The organism is Terrabacter carboxydivorans (genome assembly GCF_039532035.1).
Lineage (GTDB): Bacteria > Actinomycetota > Actinomycetes > Actinomycetales > Dermatophilaceae > Terrabacter > Terrabacter carboxydivorans.
Window position 1 is genome coordinate 96561 of the sequence record NZ_BAAARE010000002.1, and the last position, 16184, is coordinate 112744.

A 16184-nucleotide genomic window follows, 5' to 3' on the forward strand; every position below is an offset into this window, starting at 1 on the left:
AGTGGGCAGGGTCAGCGCCGAAGACTCAGAGCTCGAGTGTCTAGAGCTCGAGTGTCTAGAGCTCGAGGGTCATGAAGGTGCTGAGCGGGTCGGGGCGGTAGCTGCCGAACGGCTCGCACTCGGTGAAGCCGTGCGCCGCGTAGAGCGCCCGGGCCGGTGCGAAGAAGTCGTCCGAGCCGGTCTCGAGGCTGACTCGTGCCAGTCCACGGCGGCGGGCCTCGGCGAGGATCTCGCCCAGCACGGCGCGGGCGACCCCGCGGCGCTGCGCGTCCGGGGCGGTGCGCATCGACTTCACCTCGCCGTGTCCGGGCCCGACCTCGGCCAGGGCACCACAGCCGAGCACCGTGTCGCCGTCGCGCGCCACCCAGAGCGTGAGGCCCGGCGCCCGCAGCCCGTCGAGGTCGAGGGCGTGCGTGCTCTCCGGCGGCGACATCGACCGCAGCTGCGAGACGTGCCCCTCGAGCAGGTCGATGACGGCCGGGTCGGTCAGGTCGTCCACCGTGATGCGCATGGGCCCATGCTCGGGCACGACCGCCGGCGGGCCGTCGTCAGGCCCAGATCGCGGCCGGGAGGCCGTCGGAGAAGACCTCGGGCGGGTCGGGGAGCGACCGCGCCAGGCCCGCAGCGTGCCGGGCGGCCGACCATGCGACGGCACAGGCGTCGAGCACGTCGTCGACGGCATACCCCGATCCCTGGAGCACGGACGGGCGCGAGATGCCCGCGGCGGCGAGGGCCTCGAGGCGCCGGTCGCGCCCCTCGTCGGTCTTCTTGCTCGCGGCGATCGGGGCGCCCGCCATGGCCGCGAACGACACCTCCGGGTGGATCTCGAGCACCGTGACGGTCGGCCGGGTGCGCAGCCACGCGTCGACCTCGACGATCTTGTCGCGCAGCGCGAAGGCCTGCGCGCCAACACCCTGACCGACGAGCCCACGGTTGACGGTGTCGGCCTCGAGCCGCGTCGCCGCGGCATACGCCGAGCGCGTGAGCGTCGAGAAGATCGACGACGCCTTGCCCGGGAGCGCCTTCCTCGCGAGCTGGTCGGCCCGACGGATCGTGCTGTCGGGCAAGCCGATCGGGATGTCGATGCCGACCACGCGGATGCCGGTCGACTCGCGCACCATCGCGACGAGCTCGGCGACGGTCGGAGCCACGACGACGCGCGGCCGGGGCGCCCCGGGCTCGAGCAGCGCGCCGACCCAGCCGGCCTTGCAGCCGTCGACCCCGAGCACCGGCGCGACGACGTCGACGGGCGCCGGTCGGCCCGCTGCGGCCGCGGCGGACGCCTGCTCGAGCACGTCGGCGAGCCGGCGCAGCGACCCGATGCCGTCGGTGAGCGCCTCGCGGACGCCCGGGTCGGTGTCCGCGGGCAGGGCGGACAGCGCGCCGACCAGCTCGTCGCCCAGCTCCCTGACCCGCCGCTGCACTCCCGCGTCCATGGGTCCACCCAACCCCATCGCCGGGCGCGTCGGCAGGGTGGTGGGAGGGGTGGTGCGTGCCGAGGGGTGGACGGCATGGAATGCGCCGGACGCCGAGGAGGTTGCCGCCCTCATGGAGACACGCGCAACGATCGGCGTCACCGGCCTCGCGACGATGGGGCGCAACCTCGCCCGCAACATCGCCCGACACGGCCACACGGTGGCGGTCCACAACCGCACGACCTCGCGCATGACGAGCCTCGTGGAGCAGTTCGGCGACGAGGGCGACTTCGTCGGAGCCGAGACGATCGAGGACTTCGTCGCCGCCATCGAGCAGCCCCGGGCCATCATCGTCATGGTCAAGGCCGGCGCCCCGACCGACGCCGTCATCGACGAGCTCGTGCCGCTGCTCGACGAGGGCGACATCCTCGTCGACGCCGGCAACGCCCACTTCGCCGACACCCTGCGCCGCGAGAAGGCCCTGTCCGACAAGGGGATCCACTTCGTCGGCATGGGTGTCTCCGGCGGTGAGGAGGGCGCGCTCAACGGCCCGTCCATCATGGTCGGTGGCTCCGACCACGCGTACGAGCGGCTCCAGCCCGTCGTCGACTCCATCGCGGCGCAGGTCGACGGCACGCCGTGCGCGGCGCACCTCGGCCCCGACGCCGCCGGCCACTTCGTCAAGATGGTCCACAACGGCATCGAGTACGCCGACATGCAGCTCATCGCCGAGTCCTTCGACCTGCTCCGCAGCGTCCTCGGGCTCGAGCCGTCCGAGATCGCCGACGTCTTCCGCGAGTGGAACGAAGGCGACCTCGAGTCCTTCCTCATCGAGATGACCGCAGACGTGCTCGCCCACACCGACGCCTCGACCGGCAAGCCCTTCGTGGACGTCGTCGGCGACGCGGCCGAGCAGAAGGGCACCGGTCGCTGGACCGTGCAGAGCGCCCTCGACCTCGGCGTCCCCGTCACCGGCATCGCCGAGGCGACCTTCGCCCGCAGCCTGTCCGGCCACACGAGCCAGCGCGCCGCCGTCCGCGAGACCTTCTCGGATCTCGCCGACCTCGACCCCTCGACGCAGCGCCAGGTCGACCGCGACGCCTTCGTCGACGACGTCCGGGCCGCGCTCTACGCCTCCAAGATCGTCGCCTACGCGCAGGGCTTCGACCAGCTCGCCGCCGGCTCCAAGGAGCACGGCTGGGACCTCGACCTCGGTGAGGTCGCGACGATCTGGCGTGGCGGCTGCATCATCCGCGCCCGCTTCCTCGACCGCATCAAGGAGGCGTATGCCGCCGAGCCCGACCTCGAGACGCTGCTGACCGCGCCGTGGTTCGCCGACGCGATCGGCGAGGGCGTGCAGGCCTGGCGCCGCGTCGTCGCCGTCTCGGCCGAGCGCGGCGTGCCGGCTCCGGCCTTCGCGTCGTCGCTCGCCTACTTCGACGGCCTGCGCCGCGACCGCCTGCCGGCCGCCCTGATCCAGGCGCTGCGCGACAACTTCGGGGCGCACACCTACACGCGCGTCGACCGCGACGGCAGCTTCCACACCGACTGGGCGGGCGACCGCAGCGAGTCCTCGGCGAGCTGAGCCACCGGCGCCACGGCTTCAACCGCTCGACCGCTCGAACAGCGCCACCTGCGCCACGGCGCGACCTGCGGGACGGGATCCGCGGGTCGCGCCGTGATGCATGGAGGTGTGCGCGCACCCTCTTCGGTGCCGCGCGGGTGGTGCAGTGACCGAGCCACCAGCGGGTCGCCACGCTTCTGGACGCCCCGGGCACACGGCATACGTTCGTCGGACTCGCCCGACGCCCACCGGTCAACGATCCCCATGGCCGAGCGTTACGCCCATTTCGTCCGCTTTTGGACGAGCGTACGACCAGCCCTCGACGGACCCTTCGACACTGTCGGGAGTCGGACGTAGCGTGAAGCAATGACCCACCCCGACACCGGCGCCTCCACCCTCGGCGAGCTGCGCGCCTCCGGCCACGTGCACCGCAGCGTCAAGAGCGAGCTCCGCGAGAACCTCCTGGCCCGGCTGCGGGCCGGTGAGGACGCCTTCCCGGGGATGGTCGGCTTCGACGAGACCGTGCTGCCCGAGCTCGAGACGGCGCTGCTCGCGGGCCACGACCTCGTCCTGCTCGGCGAGCGCGGCCAGGGCAAGACCCGCCTCATGCGCACGCTCGCGGGACTGCTCGACGAGTGGAGCCCCGTCGTCGAGGGCTGCGAGATCGGCGACGACCCGCACCAGCCGTCGTGCGTGCGCTGCCGGCGGATGACCGCCGAGCTCGGCGAGGACCTGCCCGTCGTGTGGCGCCACCGCAGCGAGCGCTACACCGAGAAGCTCGCGACCCCCGACACGAGCGTCGGCGACCTCGTCGGCGACGTCGACCCGGTCAAAGTCGCGCAGGGCCGCACCCTCGGTGACCCCGAGACGGTGCACTACGGCCTCGTCCCGCGTAGCAACCGCGGCATCTTCGGCCTCAACGAGCTGCCCGACCTCGCCGAGCGCATCCAGGTCGCCCTCTTCAACGTGCTCGAGGAGCGCGACATCCAGATCCGCGGCTACTCGCTGCGCCTGCCGCTCGACATCCTCCTCGTCGCGACGGCCAACCCCGAGGACTACACCAACCGCGGCCGCATCATCACCCCGCTCAAGGACCGCTTCGGCGCCGAGATCCGCACCCACTACCCGACCGAGGTCGCTGACGAGGTCGCGCTCATCACGCAGGAGTCCCACCTCGTCGCCGACGTGCCCGAGCACCTGCTCGAGGTCGTCGCCCGCTTCACCCGCGGGCTGCGCGAGTCGTCCGCCGTCGACCAGCGCTCCGGTGTCTCGGCGCGCTTCGCCATCGCGGCGGCGGAGGGGGTGGCCGGGTCAGCGCTGCGTCGCGCCGCCCGCACCGGGGAGTCGTATGCCGTGGCGCGCGTCTGCGACGTCCCCACCGTCGTGCCAACCCTCCTCGGCAAGGTCGAGTTCGAGATGGGCGAGGAGGGCCGGGAGCGTGACGTGCTGACGCACCTGCTGCGCCTCGCGGTCGCGGAGACGTATCGCGCCCGGCTGTCGGGCCTCGACCTGACCGGCTTCACCAACCTCTTCGCCGAGGGCGCCGTCGTCGAGACCGGCGAGCTCGTGCCCGGCGCCGACCTGCTGACCCAGGTGGGGCCGGTGTCGGGGCTGTCGAAGGTCCTCGACCGTCTCGGGCACGGCGACGACGCGACCCCGGGACAGGTGGCCGCGGCCATCGAGTTCGTCCTCGAGGGGCTGCACCTGACGCGACGCATCGACAAGGACTCCGTCGCCGGTCGCACCGTCTACGGGGCCTAGGTCGTGCCGATGACGCCGCGGGGTCCCGGTGATGGAGGTGACGTGCACGGGCGGTTCCGCTACTCGCCCTGGCACGGCGGACCCGACCCGCTCGCGCCGCCCTTCGACGTGCGCTCCGCTCTCGACGAGGTGGGGCAGGACGTGCTGGCCGGCGGCTCCCTGCGGGAGTCGCTGCGCGAGCTGCTCCGCCGGGGCATGGATGGGCGCCGCGGCCTCGACGACCTCGCCGAGCGCGTCCGCCGGCTGCGCGAGGCCGCCCGCCGGCGCGGTGACCTCGGCGGCACGCTGGACCAGGTGCGGGCCATGCTCGACCAGGCGCTCGCCGAGGAGCGCGACACCCTCTCCGGTGAGCCCGGCGACGACGCCCGCCTCGCGGAGATGGACCTCGCGACGATCCCCGACGACGTCGCCGGCGCCGTCCGGGCGCTCGGGGACTACGAGTGGCACTCGCCCGAGGCGCGCCAGACCTACGAGCAGATCCAGCAGATGCTCCAGCGCGAGGTCGTCGGCGCCCAGTTCGAGGGGCTCAAGCAGGCGCTGTCCGGCAACGACCCGCAGGCCATGCAGGCCGTCAAGGACATGCTCGCCGACCTCAACCAGCTGCTCGCCGCGCACGCTCGCGGTGAGGACACCGAGGACCAGTTCCGCGACTTCATGGACAAGCACGGCGACCTCTTCCCCGAGCAGCCCGAGAACGTCGACGAGCTCATCGACGCCCTCGCACGCAGGCAGGCCGCGGCCGACCGGCTCATGGCGTCGCTGACCCCCGAGCAGCGCGAGCAGCTCGGCCAGCTGATGTCGGACGCCCTCGGCGACCCCGACCTCGCCTCGCAGATGGCCCAGCTGTCCGACAACCTGCGGGCGCTGCGCCCCGGGCTCGACCGGCGCAGCCCGGTGCAGCAGGGACAGGGCGAGCCGATGGGCTACGGCGACGCCGTCGACGCGGTCGCCGAGCTCGCCGACCTCGAGCAGCTCGGCGAGCAGCTCGGGCAGAGCTACTTCGGGGCGACCCTCGACGACGTCGACGTCGAGCGGCTCGAGCAGTACCTCGGCGCCGACGCCGCCCGCGACATGGAGGCGCTGCGCCAGCTCGAGCGAGAGCTCGAGCGGCAGGGCTACGTCTCGCGCGGCGACGACGGCCTGCGCCTGACGCCGCGGGCCGTGCGGCGGCTGGGGGAGAGCGCGCTCAAGCGGGTCTTCGAGCGCGTCGAGGCTGCCGGCCGCGGCGACCACGACGACCGCGCCGCCGGCCAGGCCGACGAGCTGACCGGCCTCAGCCGGCAGTGGGAGTTCGGCGACGAGCTGCCCATCGACACGGTCCGCACCGTCTCGAACGCCCTGCAGCGCAACGCCCGCTCGGGCGGGGGAGCGTCCCCGGTGACGGGCGACACGGCACACGGACGCGGTGGGGTGGAGCTGCTCGTCGAGGACTTCGCGGTGGCCGAGACGGAGCGGCGCGCCGTGGCGGCGGTCGCGCTGTGCGTCGACATGTCGTTCTCGATGATGCAGGAGGGGCGGTGGGGGCCGATGAAGCAGACGGCGCTCGCGCTCTCGCACCTCGTGCAGACCCGGTTCCGGCACGACGCGCTGCAGATCATCGGTTTCAACCTCGCGGCGCGACGCCTGACCCCCGTCGAGCTCGCCGAGGCCGACCCCGAGTGGGTCCAGGGCACCAACCTCCAGCACGCGCTGATGCTCGCCGGGCGGCACCTGCGCCGCCACCCCGACGCCGAGCCGGTCGTGCTCGTCGTCACCGACGGTGAGCCGACCGCGCACCTCGAGTCCGACGGCCGGCCGACGTTCCACTGGCCGGCGACGCAGCAGACGGTGCGTGCGACGGTCGCCGAGGTCGACGAGCTGCGACGGTCCGGCGCCCAGCTCAACATCTTCATGCTCGGGGAGGACCCGGGGCTGGCGCGCTTCGTCGACGCCGTCGCCCGGCGCGCGGGCGGTCGCGTCTTCACGCCCGACATCGCGCGGCTCGGGGAGTACGTCGTCGCCGACTACCTCCGCACCCGTCGCGGACGGCGCTGACCGGCCACAATTCGGTCGCCGTCAGAGGTCGGCGACTGTCATGGTGGCGCGATGGGGCGAGTTCACGACGCGCGGCTGGACCGCATCGAGACGTACTACGACTGCGTCCCGCGCGCCGTCGCGACAGCCCTGGAGGTCGGCCCCTTCACGCTCTTCGTCGCCGACGAGGGCACCGGGTGGCAGTTCTACGCGCGGCCGCGGCTGGGGCGTCAGGCCGGCTTCACCGCCGATGACGTATGCCGTGTGCTCGAGCGCCAGCAGACGCTCGGGGTGCCGCGGGCGATCGAGTGGGTCGAGCAGGTGACGCCGTCGTTGCTGCCCGCGGTGCGCGCGGCCGGTCACGAACCGCACCGCTACCCCCTGCTCGCGATGCCGGCGGACGTCCCGGTCGCCCGCGACCCGCGGGCCCGGGAGCTGCGGCCGGCCGAGCCGCACCTGTCGCTCGCGCTCGGGTCGGTGTCGGCGGGGTTCGCCGGACATGACGACGTCGAGCCGAAGGACCCCGGCCGGCAGCCCGAGCTGATGGAGCGCGGGGACCTCGTCGTCGTGGCGTCGTTCGAGGGCGACCGCCTCTGTGGTGCGGGGTCGGCGGCCCCTCGCGGCGACGTCGCCGAGCTGATGGGCATCGCCGTGCCGCCCGGTCACCGGGGGCGCGGACACGGCACGGCGATCACGAGCACCCTCGTCGCCGCGTGCCGGCGGCGGGGCGTCGAGACGGTCTTCCTGTCGGCGGGGTCGGACGCGGCGGCCGACATCTACCGCCGGGTCGGCTTCGTCGACATCGGCACGGCCTGCATCCTCGGCCTCGACGACTGACCCTCCCCGGCTGACCCCTCGCCGACCCTCGCCGACTGACCATCTCGAGCCCCCGCTCCGGCAACACACCCGGGGACCGTCAGCTCAGGCGGTTGCAGCCGGCGAGGTATGACGGTTTCCCGGCGTGTTGCGGGGGATCGGCGGCGGGCGGGGCGGAAACCGGCGAAGACCTTTCAGCCCTTTGGCGGGGGCCGAAGCCGGCCGCGTGGGCGGTCGGCGCCAGCGGCGCCACACCAGGGTGATGATCCCGATGGACGGCGCCCTGTCAGACCTTGGCGGGGCGGAAGCCGGCCGCCTCTGCGTCGGCCATCGTCGCGAAGCATTGCTCGGGCTTGGTGATGTTGTAGTACCGGTCGCTCGGCTCGTGGGCGATCATCGAGTTCTCGTTGCCCTTCACCGGTCGCGACCGGGGGCAGGGGTACTTGTCGCCCGCCTGTGGCCACGCACCCGAGATGCCGCCGGAGATGCCGCTCGTGCCGCCCGACGTGCTGGCGGCGTTCGGGTCGGCGCAGGCGGCCTTGGGGCTCACGGCATCGGCGCGCACGTAGGCGCCTTCACGCGGGTGGGAGCCGTAGCCGTCCCGCGAGTCGTAGCGGGCGACGGCATACCCCTGCTTGATGAGGCGCAACCCGGCGTCCACACCGTTGACGTCGACGTAGCGCAGGGCTCGGCCGTAGCGGTCGACGTCGGTCCGGGCGCCCGGGGTCAGGGTGACGCGCTGGCCGCCGATGATCCCGCGCAGGGCGTTGCGGGCCTCGGTGAACCCGCACTGGCCCGTCTCCGGGGTGTCGATGCCGATGAAGCGGACCTTCTGCGTCACGCCACCGCGGGAGGCCCAGATCGTGTCGCCGTCGACGACCTTGGTCACCGTCCACGTCGTGGCGGCAGCGGTGGTCTTCGCCGTCGTCTGCTTGGTCGCCGGCGTCGTGGCTGGTGCCTTCGCGGGCGGGGTGGTCGTCGGCTTCGCCACCGCTGGACGGGCCGTGGTGTGGGTCACCGTGACGGGCGGCTCAGCCGTGGGGCCGGCAGGGGTCAGGTCGTCCGAGCCGCGCGCCGCGTTGCCGCCGATCGCGGCCAGCGCCACGAGGGCGGCGATCGTGACGAGTCCCTTGGTCCTGCGCATCGTGCTCCCTGATCCCCTGGTGATCGGCTCACGCTAGGCGATCCGCGCAGCGGTGTCCGGCGAATCGAGCATGGCCGCAGCGGCACGTCGTCGGTCACACTGATGAGGTCGGGCCGACCGAGAAGTGGCAGGCGAGACAAGGCCGCAGAACAGAGCCACGGTCACGAGGCCACGACCGGACGTGAGGGGACGGTGAGGGGACCCATGGGCGACACGGACACGCCACCGGCAACACCAAGCACGACAAGGGCGGCGAGCAAGGCCACGACGAAGGCGACGACCACGTCCACGAGCAAGGCCGCGACGAAGGCCGCCACGAAGGCCACGGCGGCTCCGACGTCCGTGCCGGCATACCTCCACGGTTTTCCTGCAGAGCAGCGTGAGGTGCTCGAGCAGGTGCGAGCGGCACTGTTGCGAGGCGTGCCCGGCGGTGAGGAGAAGATCCGCTACGGCATGCCGGCCGTGATGTTCGCCGACCGCTACGGCATCCACTTCGCGGGATGGAAGAAGCACGTCGGGCTCTACCCCGTCGGGGCGCTCGACCCGGACCTCGAGGCCGAGGTCGCACCTCACCGGGCGACGAAGGACACCGTGCAGTTCTTCTACGCCGACGGGGTGCCGTACGACCTCGTCGAACGGATCGCCCGCGCGCTCGCGGCCCGCCACACCGCCTGACGGCGCCGCGGCCGCGGGCGCCGGTCCTCAGTCGGTGACGGTGACGCCGCGCCAGAAGGCGACGCGGTCCTGGATCTGCGCGGCAGCGCTCTTCGGCGTCGGGTAGTACCACGCGGCGTCGCGGTTGGTCTCACCGTCGACGGCGAGGGAGAAGTAGGACGCCTGGCCCTTCCACGGGCACGTCGTCTGCGTGCTGCTGTCGAGCAGCACGCTCTCGTCGACGGACTCACGCGGGAAGTAGTGGTTGCCCTCGACGACCACGGTGTCGTCACTCTCGGCGATGACCTTGCCGTTCCAGATCGCGCGCACGCTCAGCTCCTTCTTCGGTCGGTTCCCCGGTCGGGGACGTCTGAGTCGACAACGGCCGACTCGTTCGATTCCTTCCGAACGTTGGACAAGATGCCGGGCCCGGTGCCCCGGCGTCACCCGCGTCGCGCGAGGAGGAAGGCCTGGGGCGTCTTCTCGTAGTCCTGGGCGGCGCGCTCGGTGCGGACGGTGACCCGGAACCCGCCCTGCGCGAGCAGGCCCGCCACGTGGTCGGGGTCGTGCCGGTGCGCCTCGAACGTCACCGTGTGGCCGTAGGCCTGCTCGTGCCGCACGGAGAAGCCCCCGGCCTGAAAAGCCGGCAGCAGCAGGCCGTTCGGGCGCATGACCCGGTGCAGCTCGGCGAAGACCTGCGGGAGCGACGCCGGCGGGGTGTGGATGATCGAGTACCACGCGACGACGCCGGTGACGGACGCGTCGGGGAGGTCGAGCGCGGCAAGACTCCCGGTGCTGAAGTCGATGTCGGGGTGGCGGCGACGCGCCTCCGCCACCATGCCCGGCGACAGGTCGATGCCGCTGACGTCGAGACCGAGGGCCGCGAGGTGGCCGGTGATGCGCCCCGGGCCGCAGCCGACGTCCACGACGGGTCCGCCTCCCTCGAGCTCGACGAGCTCGGCGAAGTGCCCGAGCAGCGCCCGGTCGAGCGGGCTGCGCGCGAGCTCGCCCTCGAGCAGCCTCGCGTAGTCGACGGCCACGGTGTCGTAGGCCGTCCGCGTCTCGGTGACGTGCGGCGGCTCGGTCGGGCCGTCAACGGGCGGCACGGTCATGCGGGCTCCTGAGGGTCGAGCGGGACGGCGCGCGCGAGAAGACGGGACGACACGGCATACGCCCGGCCCGCGTGCGGGTCGCCAAGGCTACGTCCCCTCCTCCGTCCCGCGGTCGCGCCGCGCGATAGCCGCGGACCGAGGGGAGGTCTGGTCGGGGGGCGTTTCGGCATGGCCGGCGGCATGCCGTGCCTAGGCTGGGCCGCATGCCGAGGTCACGCAGGGGGAAGTGGTCGATCGCGTCGCGGGACTCGTTCCTGTCGATCGGGTCGACGGGGTCGGTGCTCTCGATCGGGAGCGTCGGGTCGGTGCTGTCGATCGGCAGCGTGGGCTCGTTCGCGTCGTTCCTGTCGATCGGGTCGTCGATGAGCGCCGCCTCGCTGCTGTCGAACATGTCGAGGCTGTCGGTGCTCTCGCACCAGAGCGACGGGTCGGTCCTGTCGGCGCAGTCCAAGCGGGCCGTGCGCGGCTACCGCGTCAACCGCACGCTGGGTCAGCGGGACTCGGCGCCGGCGGGTCGGTAGACGAGCCAGAGGGCGCCGGTCGGCGTCGGCGTCGCGCTGACGAGGTTGAGGCGCTGGAGGCCGGTGGCCCGCTCGAAGAGGCGCCGACCCTCCGGGTCGACGACGGGCGCCACGGCCAGGTGCAGCTCGTCCACGAGCCCCTCGGCGAGGAGTGACTGCGCGAGCTCGATGCTGCCGTGGACGCCGATGTCGTTGCCGGGCAGCGCCTTCAGGTCGCGGACGATGTCGGCCAGGGAACCCGTGACGGCCTCGGCGTCGCCCCACTCGGTGGTGAGCGGGGAGGAGGTCACGACGTACTTCTTGACGCCGTTGATGAAGTCGGCGAAGGGCTGCTCGTCGGAGGTGGGCCAGTAGCGCGACCACTCGTCGTACATGTGACGGCCGAGCAGCACGGCGTCCTGCTGCTCGATGAGCGCGGCCTCGCGCTCGATGAGGCCGTCGTCGAAGGTCGGCGGGTGGGGACGCTCGGGGTCGACGTCGGGCGGGAAGCATCGCGTCGGGTCGTCGACGGAGCCGTCGAGCGAGGTGATGGTGTAGACGACGATCTTGCGCATTGGGTCTCCTGGTGGTCGGTCTAGGGCGCGGCGGGGCCGCTGGGCTCGAGGCCCAGCCACGCGGCGAGGTCACGGATCTCGCGGTGGACAGCCGTGGTGATGGCCTTGGTGAAGCGGACGTCCTCGTGGATCGCGTTGACGACGAGGGTGCCGGCCTTGCGGTCGGCCTGTGCGTCGAGCTTCCCGACGAGCCGGTCGTGGTGCAGGATCGGCAGCGCGAAGTAGCCCCAGCGGCGTTGCTGCTTGGGCTTGTACATCTCGAGGATGTACTCGAACCCCCAGAGCTGCTCGGCGCGAGCCCGGTCGTGGATGAGCCGGTCGAACGGGCTGAGCAGGGCCGTGCGCCCACGGAAGTCGTCGACGACGTCGAGGTATGCCGGGTGGACGCGCCACGTGCCCGGCATCCCTGCGACCTCGGCGGGCTCACCCGCCTCGCCGACGAAGGGACCCTCGCCCGGCATGACGGTGCCGCTCGAGCGGGCGATGCCGAGGGCGGCAAGGCGGCGCTCGTTGCGGTGCGCGACGGCCTGCTCGAGCGTGAGGCGCGGCAGGTCGGGTGGATAGACGCGCTCGGGGAGGTCGAAGTAGCGCTGGCGGCCCTTGCGCCCGGCGATCGCGACCTCGCCGCGCAGGGCGAGGGCCTCGAGCATCTTGGTGATGTTGCGGTTGTTGGTCCAGCCCGTCGAGGGCCACGGGACGACGCTCGTGTCGGGGATGTCGCGCGAGAGGAGCGGCCCGTCGGACTCGAGCCGGGCGAGGATGTCGCGCCGGAACGAGTCGTTGGCCTCGAGCCAGTCGGCCATGAACGGGTAGGGCTCGGTCTCACGCACCTCGGCGATGACGGCCGGCACGTCCACGGGGCTGCGGACGTAGGCGACGGTCTCGACGAGGCTGCGGTCGTGCTCCACGGCCCTGGTCAGGTCGGCGGGGTCGTAGGTGCGGCCGAGCCGGCTCCAGAGCACGAGGTCGGCGTTGGGGGCGATGGCCGCGGTCGGGTCGATCTGCAGGATGGTCAGCCGCTCGACGGTGGCGACGAGGTCGGTCGGGCGCGGCCGGTCGAGCAGCTGCGCGTGCACGGCGATGCGACGCGCGTGCTCGACCGTGAGCTGGTGGGCCACCATGCCGCCGACCCTAGCCACCACCGCCGACACGTGGCGGCCGCAGCGCCGGCCGTCGCCGACGCGTGCACCAACCAAACAGATCGCCCACAGTCTCTTCGTGTCGGTGCGCACGGTCGAATCCCACGTGCGCAGCGCCCTGGCCAAGCTCGGCTTCAGCACGCGGACCGAGCTGGCTCTCTGGGTGCGCCACCGCTCCCGCGGCTGAGACCCGTCCGGTCGGCACCGGCACGCCACTACTGTGGCGGCATGGCTGGTGAGGTGCAGGCGCCCTTCTGGGCCAAGGTCATCGCGACGTTCACCGGGTGTGCGTCGATCGGCGCGCTCGTCGGGCTCATGGGTGGCGCGTTGACGAAGGACGTCGGTCGCGGCCTCGTGGTCGGCATCGTCGCCGGACTCGTCGTCGCGGCGGCCCTGGTCGTGCTCAAGCCGGACCGCATCCGGGGGGAGTGACACCGGCCGCTTGCCGAGCGGCTGGTCAGGCTTGGCCCCGGCGTGACGGCGCGACCGCCATCCCACCCCGCCCCACGCGGAGGCCGGGCACGAACGCGGGGACGCGGGCGGCATACGCCACGTAGGCGTCCCCGAAAGTCCGGCGCAGGTCGCGCTCCTCGAAGGTGGTCCCCCCGGCGATGTAGCCGGTCGCGGCGACGGCGAAGAGCAGGTGCGGCGCGCTCATCCGAGGCGTGGCCCAGAACGCGAGCACCATCCCGGTCATCAGCGGGTGGCGCACGATCGCGTGGAGACCGCCGACCTGCAGCGCCCCGGGCGCGCCGGCGTCGGGCCGGGGGCGGGCGCCCCAACCGGCCTGGCGCAGGCCGAACAGCTCGAGGTGGTCGACGGCGTAGGTCGCGGCGATCGCGAGGGCCCAGCCCGCCGCGCTCAGCGCCCAGAGGCCGTATGCCGCCACGCCGTCGACGTGCCAGACCGCCTGGTCCCAGGGTTGCCAGAGGGCGAGCAGCAGCGCGAGGACGATGTCGGTGGCCAGCACGTAGGTGGTGCGCTCGAGCTCGGCGGGGACGTGCCGGCGCAACCACGCCTTCGCGGGGCGACGGGCCATGACGGAGTGCTGGACGGCGAAGAGCAGCAGGAGCGCGAGGTCGACCGCGACCGCCCAACCGGTCGGGATCCGGGCCGGGCCGTCGACGGTCCGGGGGAGCCACACCCCGGCGAGGAAGGCCATCGTCCACACGATGACGGCGACGAAGCCGCACCAGGCGGCGGCGGAGACGGCGAGCAAGGCGATGCGTCGTGACATGACTTCAGGCTGGCCGGACGCGGCGGGAGACGCAGGCGTGGAACTACCCCACTTCCCGGGGACTGCGTCGGTCGGGCAGGTCTACCCGGTGCGCGCGACGTACCAGGCGGCCACCTGCGACCGAGAGCTGAACCCGAGGCGCAGCCGGATCCGCTCGAGGTGTGATTCCGCGGATCGCTCTGAGATGCCGAGCCGCTCGGCGATCTGGCGGTTCGTCAGGCCGTCGGCGACGAGCGCCGCGATCTCGGTCTGGCGTGCTGTGAGACCCGTCGGCACGGCACGGCGCAATGTCGGCAGCCCGAGGAAGCGCCGCACCTCGTCGACCACCGCCTGCGCGTCACCGAGGGCCGGGAGGTGTGAGCGACCCTCGAGCTCAACGAGATCCGCGTCCGGGATGGACTGTGCGAGGGCGACGCCCCCGGTCAAGGGTGCTGCCCGGTCGCCGCGCCGGTGCAGCACCAGGGTCGGCGCGCGGACCTGACCGAGGAGCGGGCGCACGTCGAGGGCGTACGCGAGCTGAAGCAGGGCGACGGCCGTCCCGCCCGAGGAGGCGTGGCGAGGGTCCGCCGCGTGCCGGCATCCGCGTCGGGGGCGAAGAGCTCGGTGAGCAGGTCGGACCCCAGCCCCCAGTGCGTCGCGAGCAGGCCGAGCACGTGCCGCCGGCTGTCGGCGTCACCGATGGACTCGCCGGCGGGCCAGCCGCCGTAGAGCACGAGTCGCGAGACGGTGTCCGGTCGCTCGGCGGTCCACCGGACGGCGGCCGCTGCGCCGAGCGACCAGCCGAACAGGTCGAAGCGGTCCGCGCCGACCGCCTCGGTCACGGTAGCGATCGTCGCCATCTCGAGCTCCATCGTGCGCGGGCCGTCGTAGGGGTCCGACAGCCCGCAGCCGGGCCGGTCGTAGCGCACGAGGGTGCGCCCGGACGACAGCGCCTCGTGGAACATCCGCTCGACGGGGATGGCCCAGCCCATCTCGAGGTGACTCAGCCACCCCGGGGCGACCACGAGGAACGGACCACGGCCCGTCACGGCATACGCCACCCGTCCCCCGTCCGGCAGGGGAGCGGTCCCCAGGCGCTGCGCAGCCACGATGCCCAGTGAACCGCAATGCCACAGTGTGGGTCAGGCGTGCGGCAGCTCGAGGCCCTCGCGCTCGTCGTCCCATGCGGCTGCGCTGACGCGCCAACCCTGCGCGGTGCGGACGAGCTGGATCGTCTTCATGCCGCGCCCGGTGAACTTCTCGCCGGTCTGTGTGCCCGCCTTGGCGTAGCTGCCGAACCAGTGCGCGATGTCGCCGAAGACGTCGATGCGCCCCTCGAGCGCCCACTCGTGGAAGTCCGTGAGCGAGCCGCCGGTCAGCAGCGCCTCGCGCGGCGCGATGAACTCCTCGACCGTCATGACCGCCGGCTCCAGACCGCAGGTCCGCACGACGACGGCCTCGGGGAGCAGCAGCCCGCGCAGCCGGTCCATCCGCTCCGAGCAGTCGGGCCCGGAGACGAACGCGGAGAAGAACGCGTCGACCACGGCCTGGACGGCCGTCCGGTCGCTCGTGTCGTCGCTGGTCAGGGGTGCGGTCGTCACGGCCCACACGCTAGCCGGGCGATGCCCACCGATGGCGTATGCCGGGTGCCCGGCTCTCGCGGACGGCGTGGCCCTGTTGTGCCGGCTGAAGGGCGTTCAGTGTCCGGCAGTCACGGCCCGGAGCTGAGCGAAGCACTCGCTCACGTGGTGCTGCAGGTCGTGGGCGTCGGTGCTGTCGTTGATCCACGTCTCGAAGCCGACCTTGAAGGCGGCGATGCCGGCCTCGGCGGTGAGGCTCGCGGTGGGGTCGGTGACGCCGCGAGCCCGTAGGGCCTCGGCCATGGCGGCGCCCAGGGAGGCGAGCTTGATGAGCTCGCGCTCGCGCAGCATGGGGTTGGCGTCGATGACGCGCTGTCGCAGCCGGGAGCCCTCGCGGTTCTGCTGCATCAGGCCGCTCACGGTGTCGAGGGCGGCAGCGACGGCCTCGATCGGGGGAGCCGAGTCGGCTTGTGCCGCAATGGACTCGGCCAGAAGGGCGTGCAGGTCGATCGACCCGGAGAAGAGCACCTCGCGCTTGTCGGCGTAGTGCCGGTAGAAGGTGCGCTCGGTGAGCCCGGCGCGCGCCGCGATGTCGGCGACGGTGGTCTGCTCGAAGCCGTGCTCGAGCGACAGCTCGATCGCCGCCGCCATGAGACGACCATGCGCGTCCGGCTCCCATCGACCCATGGCCTGAA

At 72.8% G+C, this 16184-nt stretch carries 20 protein-coding genes; 8 read left to right on the forward strand and 12 right to left on the reverse strand.

Translation table 11 applies throughout. The annotated features are described in order from the left end of the window. Positions 1-55 precede the first annotated feature (55 nt). Both ABD297_RS02395 and ABD297_RS02400 read right to left on the reverse strand, forming a co-directional pair. The gene (locus tag ABD297_RS02395; RefSeq protein ID WP_344252621.1) at positions 56-511 is read right to left on the reverse strand and encodes a GNAT family N-acetyltransferase; all 456 of its coding nucleotides are present in this window, start codon (positions 509-511) and stop codon (positions 56-58) included. 37 nt (positions 512-548) lie between these two features. Then, positions 549-1436, reverse strand: coding sequence for a DUF429 domain-containing protein (locus tag ABD297_RS02400; protein ID WP_344252623.1), 888 nt, complete (start codon positions 1434-1436; stop codon positions 549-551). 112 nt (positions 1437-1548) lie between these two features. On the opposite strand from ABD297_RS02400, the gene gndA reads away from it, so the two are divergent. The 4 genes from gndA (at position 1549) to ABD297_RS02420 (ending at position 7590) form a co-directional block, all read left to right on the forward strand. After that, positions 1549-3000 (forward strand): NADP-dependent phosphogluconate dehydrogenase, encoded by a 1452-nt coding sequence (gene gndA / locus ABD297_RS02405; RefSeq protein ID WP_344252625.1) that lies wholly within the window; start codon positions 1549-1551, stop codon positions 2998-3000. A 345-nt stretch (positions 3001-3345) separates the two neighbouring features. After that, positions 3346-4740, forward strand: a complete 1395-nt coding sequence (locus tag ABD297_RS02410; protein WP_344252626.1) for a sigma 54-interacting transcriptional regulator — start codon at positions 3346-3348, stop codon at positions 4738-4740. A gap of 9 nt (positions 4741-4749) precedes the next feature. Next, positions 4750-6774 (forward strand): vWA domain-containing protein, encoded by a 2025-nt coding sequence (locus ABD297_RS02415; protein WP_344252627.1) that lies wholly within the window; start codon positions 4750-4752, stop codon positions 6772-6774. A 51-nt stretch (positions 6775-6825) separates the two neighbouring features. Then, complete coding sequence (locus tag ABD297_RS02420) at positions 6826-7590, forward strand: GNAT family N-acetyltransferase (protein WP_344252628.1); 765 nt, start codon at positions 6826-6828, stop codon at positions 7588-7590. A 265-nt stretch (positions 7591-7855) separates the two neighbouring features. Here the strand turns inward: ABD297_RS02420 and ABD297_RS02425 are convergent, their stop codons facing one another. Then, on the reverse strand, positions 7856-8713 hold the full coding sequence (locus ABD297_RS02425; protein ID WP_344252629.1) for a thermonuclease family protein: 858 nt from the start codon (positions 8711-8713) through the stop codon (positions 7856-7858). Positions 8714-8917: 204 nt separating this feature from the next. Here ABD297_RS02425 and ABD297_RS02430 point away from each other — a divergent pair, with 204 nt between their 5' ends. Next, entirely contained in the window at positions 8918-9388 is a 471-nt protein-coding gene (locus ABD297_RS02430) for an iron chaperone (protein ID WP_344252630.1), read from the forward strand. 27 nt (positions 9389-9415) lie between these two features. Here the strand turns inward: ABD297_RS02430 and ABD297_RS02435 are convergent, their stop codons facing one another. Next, positions 9416-9697, reverse strand: coding sequence for a DUF427 domain-containing protein (locus ABD297_RS02435; protein ID WP_344252632.1), 282 nt, complete (start codon positions 9695-9697; stop codon positions 9416-9418). A gap of 113 nt (positions 9698-9810) precedes the next feature. Next, positions 9811-10479 (reverse strand): class I SAM-dependent DNA methyltransferase, encoded by a 669-nt coding sequence (locus ABD297_RS02440; protein ID WP_344252634.1) that lies wholly within the window; start codon positions 10477-10479, stop codon positions 9811-9813. Between the two features lie 203 nt (positions 10480-10682). On the opposite strand from ABD297_RS02440, the gene ABD297_RS02445 reads away from it, so the two are divergent. After that, a complete protein-coding gene (locus ABD297_RS02445) occupies positions 10683-11000 on the forward strand; it encodes a hypothetical protein (protein ID WP_344252636.1) in 318 nt (105 codons plus the stop codon). Here ABD297_RS02445 and ABD297_RS02450 read toward each other — a convergent pair. After that, a complete protein-coding gene (locus ABD297_RS02450) occupies positions 10970-11554 on the reverse strand; it encodes a dihydrofolate reductase family protein (RefSeq protein WP_344252638.1) in 585 nt (194 codons plus the stop codon). The genes ABD297_RS02445 and ABD297_RS02450 overlap by 31 nt on opposite strands. Positions 11555-11574: 20 nt before the next feature. Continuing rightward, entirely contained in the window at positions 11575-12675 is a 1101-nt protein-coding gene (locus ABD297_RS02455; RefSeq protein ID WP_344252640.1) for a DNA glycosylase AlkZ-like family protein, read from the reverse strand. Here ABD297_RS02455 and ABD297_RS23680 point away from each other — a divergent pair. Further along, the gene (locus ABD297_RS23680) at positions 12674-12880 is read left to right on the forward strand and encodes a response regulator transcription factor (RefSeq protein ID WP_425581121.1); all 207 of its coding nucleotides are present in this window, start codon (positions 12674-12676) and stop codon (positions 12878-12880) included. The two genes, ABD297_RS02455 and ABD297_RS23680, sit on opposite strands and share 2 nt — an antisense overlap. 41 nt (positions 12881-12921) lie before the next feature. Further along, positions 12922-13125, forward strand: coding sequence for a hypothetical protein (locus tag ABD297_RS02465; protein WP_344252643.1), 204 nt, complete (start codon positions 12922-12924; stop codon positions 13123-13125). Between the two features lie 25 nt (positions 13126-13150). Here the strand turns inward: ABD297_RS02465 and ABD297_RS02470 are convergent, their stop codons facing one another. The 5 genes from ABD297_RS02470 to ABD297_RS02490 all read right to left on the reverse strand — a co-directional run bounded on the left by ABD297_RS02470 (position 13151) and on the right by ABD297_RS02490 (position 16176). Continuing rightward, positions 13151-13930, reverse strand: a complete 780-nt coding sequence (locus ABD297_RS02470) for a methyltransferase family protein (RefSeq protein ID WP_344252644.1) — start codon at positions 13928-13930, stop codon at positions 13151-13153. Positions 13931-14011: 81 nt separating this feature from the next. Continuing rightward, positions 14012-14356 (reverse strand): LuxR C-terminal-related transcriptional regulator, encoded by a 345-nt coding sequence (locus tag ABD297_RS02475; protein WP_344252645.1) that lies wholly within the window; start codon positions 14354-14356, stop codon positions 14012-14014. Continuing rightward, entirely contained in the window at positions 14353-15018 is a 666-nt protein-coding gene (locus tag ABD297_RS02480; RefSeq protein ID WP_344252647.1) for an alpha/beta fold hydrolase, read from the reverse strand. Before ABD297_RS02480 ends, ABD297_RS02475 begins: the two co-directional genes overlap by 4 nt. Before the next feature lie 33 nt (positions 15019-15051). After that, a complete protein-coding gene (locus ABD297_RS02485; RefSeq protein ID WP_344252649.1) occupies positions 15052-15510 on the reverse strand; it encodes a DUF4440 domain-containing protein in 459 nt (152 codons plus the stop codon). A 96-nt stretch (positions 15511-15606) separates the two neighbouring features. Continuing rightward, positions 15607-16176 (reverse strand): TetR/AcrR family transcriptional regulator, encoded by a 570-nt coding sequence (locus tag ABD297_RS02490; RefSeq protein WP_344252652.1) that lies wholly within the window; start codon positions 16174-16176, stop codon positions 15607-15609. Positions 16177-16184 lie beyond the last annotated feature (8 nt).

Bases quoted from the DNA above. Each gene is read 5' to 3' on its own strand.
- ABD297_RS02430 (WP_344252630.1), top strand. From the start codon at position 8,918: ATGGGCGACACGGACACGCCACCGGCAACACCAAGCACGACAAGGGCG.
- ABD297_RS02470 (WP_344252644.1), bottom strand. From the start codon at position 13,930: ATGTCACGACGCATCGCCTTGCTCGCCGTCTCCGCCGCCGCCTGGTGC.
- ABD297_RS02445 (WP_344252636.1), top strand. From the start codon at position 10,683: ATGCCGAGGTCACGCAGGGGGAAGTGGTCGATCGCGTCGCGGGACTCG.
- ABD297_RS02465 (WP_344252643.1), top strand. From the start codon at position 12,922: ATGGCTGGTGAGGTGCAGGCGCCCTTCTGGGCCAAGGTCATCGCGACG.
- ABD297_RS02410 (WP_344252626.1), top strand. From the start codon at position 3,346: ATGACCCACCCCGACACCGGCGCCTCCACCCTCGGCGAGCTGCGCGCC.
- ABD297_RS02440 (WP_344252634.1), bottom strand. From the start codon at position 10,479: ATGACCGTGCCGCCCGTTGACGGCCCGACCGAGCCGCCGCACGTCACC.
- ABD297_RS02395 (WP_344252621.1), bottom strand. From the start codon at position 511: ATGCGCATCACGGTGGACGACCTGACCGACCCGGCCGTCATCGACCTG.
- gndA (WP_344252625.1), top strand. From the start codon at position 1,549: ATGGAGACACGCGCAACGATCGGCGTCACCGGCCTCGCGACGATGGGG.
- ABD297_RS02455 (WP_344252640.1), bottom strand. From the start codon at position 12,675: ATGGTGGCCCACCAGCTCACGGTCGAGCACGCGCGTCGCATCGCCGTG.
- ABD297_RS02425 (WP_344252629.1), bottom strand. From the start codon at position 8,713: ATGCGCAGGACCAAGGGACTCGTCACGATCGCCGCCCTCGTGGCGCTG.
- ABD297_RS02400 (WP_344252623.1), bottom strand. From the start codon at position 1,436: ATGGACGCGGGAGTGCAGCGGCGGGTCAGGGAGCTGGGCGACGAGCTG.
- ABD297_RS02420 (WP_344252628.1), top strand. From the start codon at position 6,826: ATGGGGCGAGTTCACGACGCGCGGCTGGACCGCATCGAGACGTACTAC.
- ABD297_RS02490 (WP_344252652.1), bottom strand. From the start codon at position 16,176: ATGGGTCGATGGGAGCCGGACGCGCATGGTCGTCTCATGGCGGCGGCG.
- ABD297_RS02415 (WP_344252627.1), top strand. From the start codon at position 4,750: ATGACGCCGCGGGGTCCCGGTGATGGAGGTGACGTGCACGGGCGGTTC.
- ABD297_RS23680 (WP_425581121.1), top strand. From the start codon at position 12,674: ATGCCGCCGACCCTAGCCACCACCGCCGACACGTGGCGGCCGCAGCGC.
- ABD297_RS02450 (WP_344252638.1), bottom strand. From the start codon at position 11,554: ATGCGCAAGATCGTCGTCTACACCATCACCTCGCTCGACGGCTCCGTC.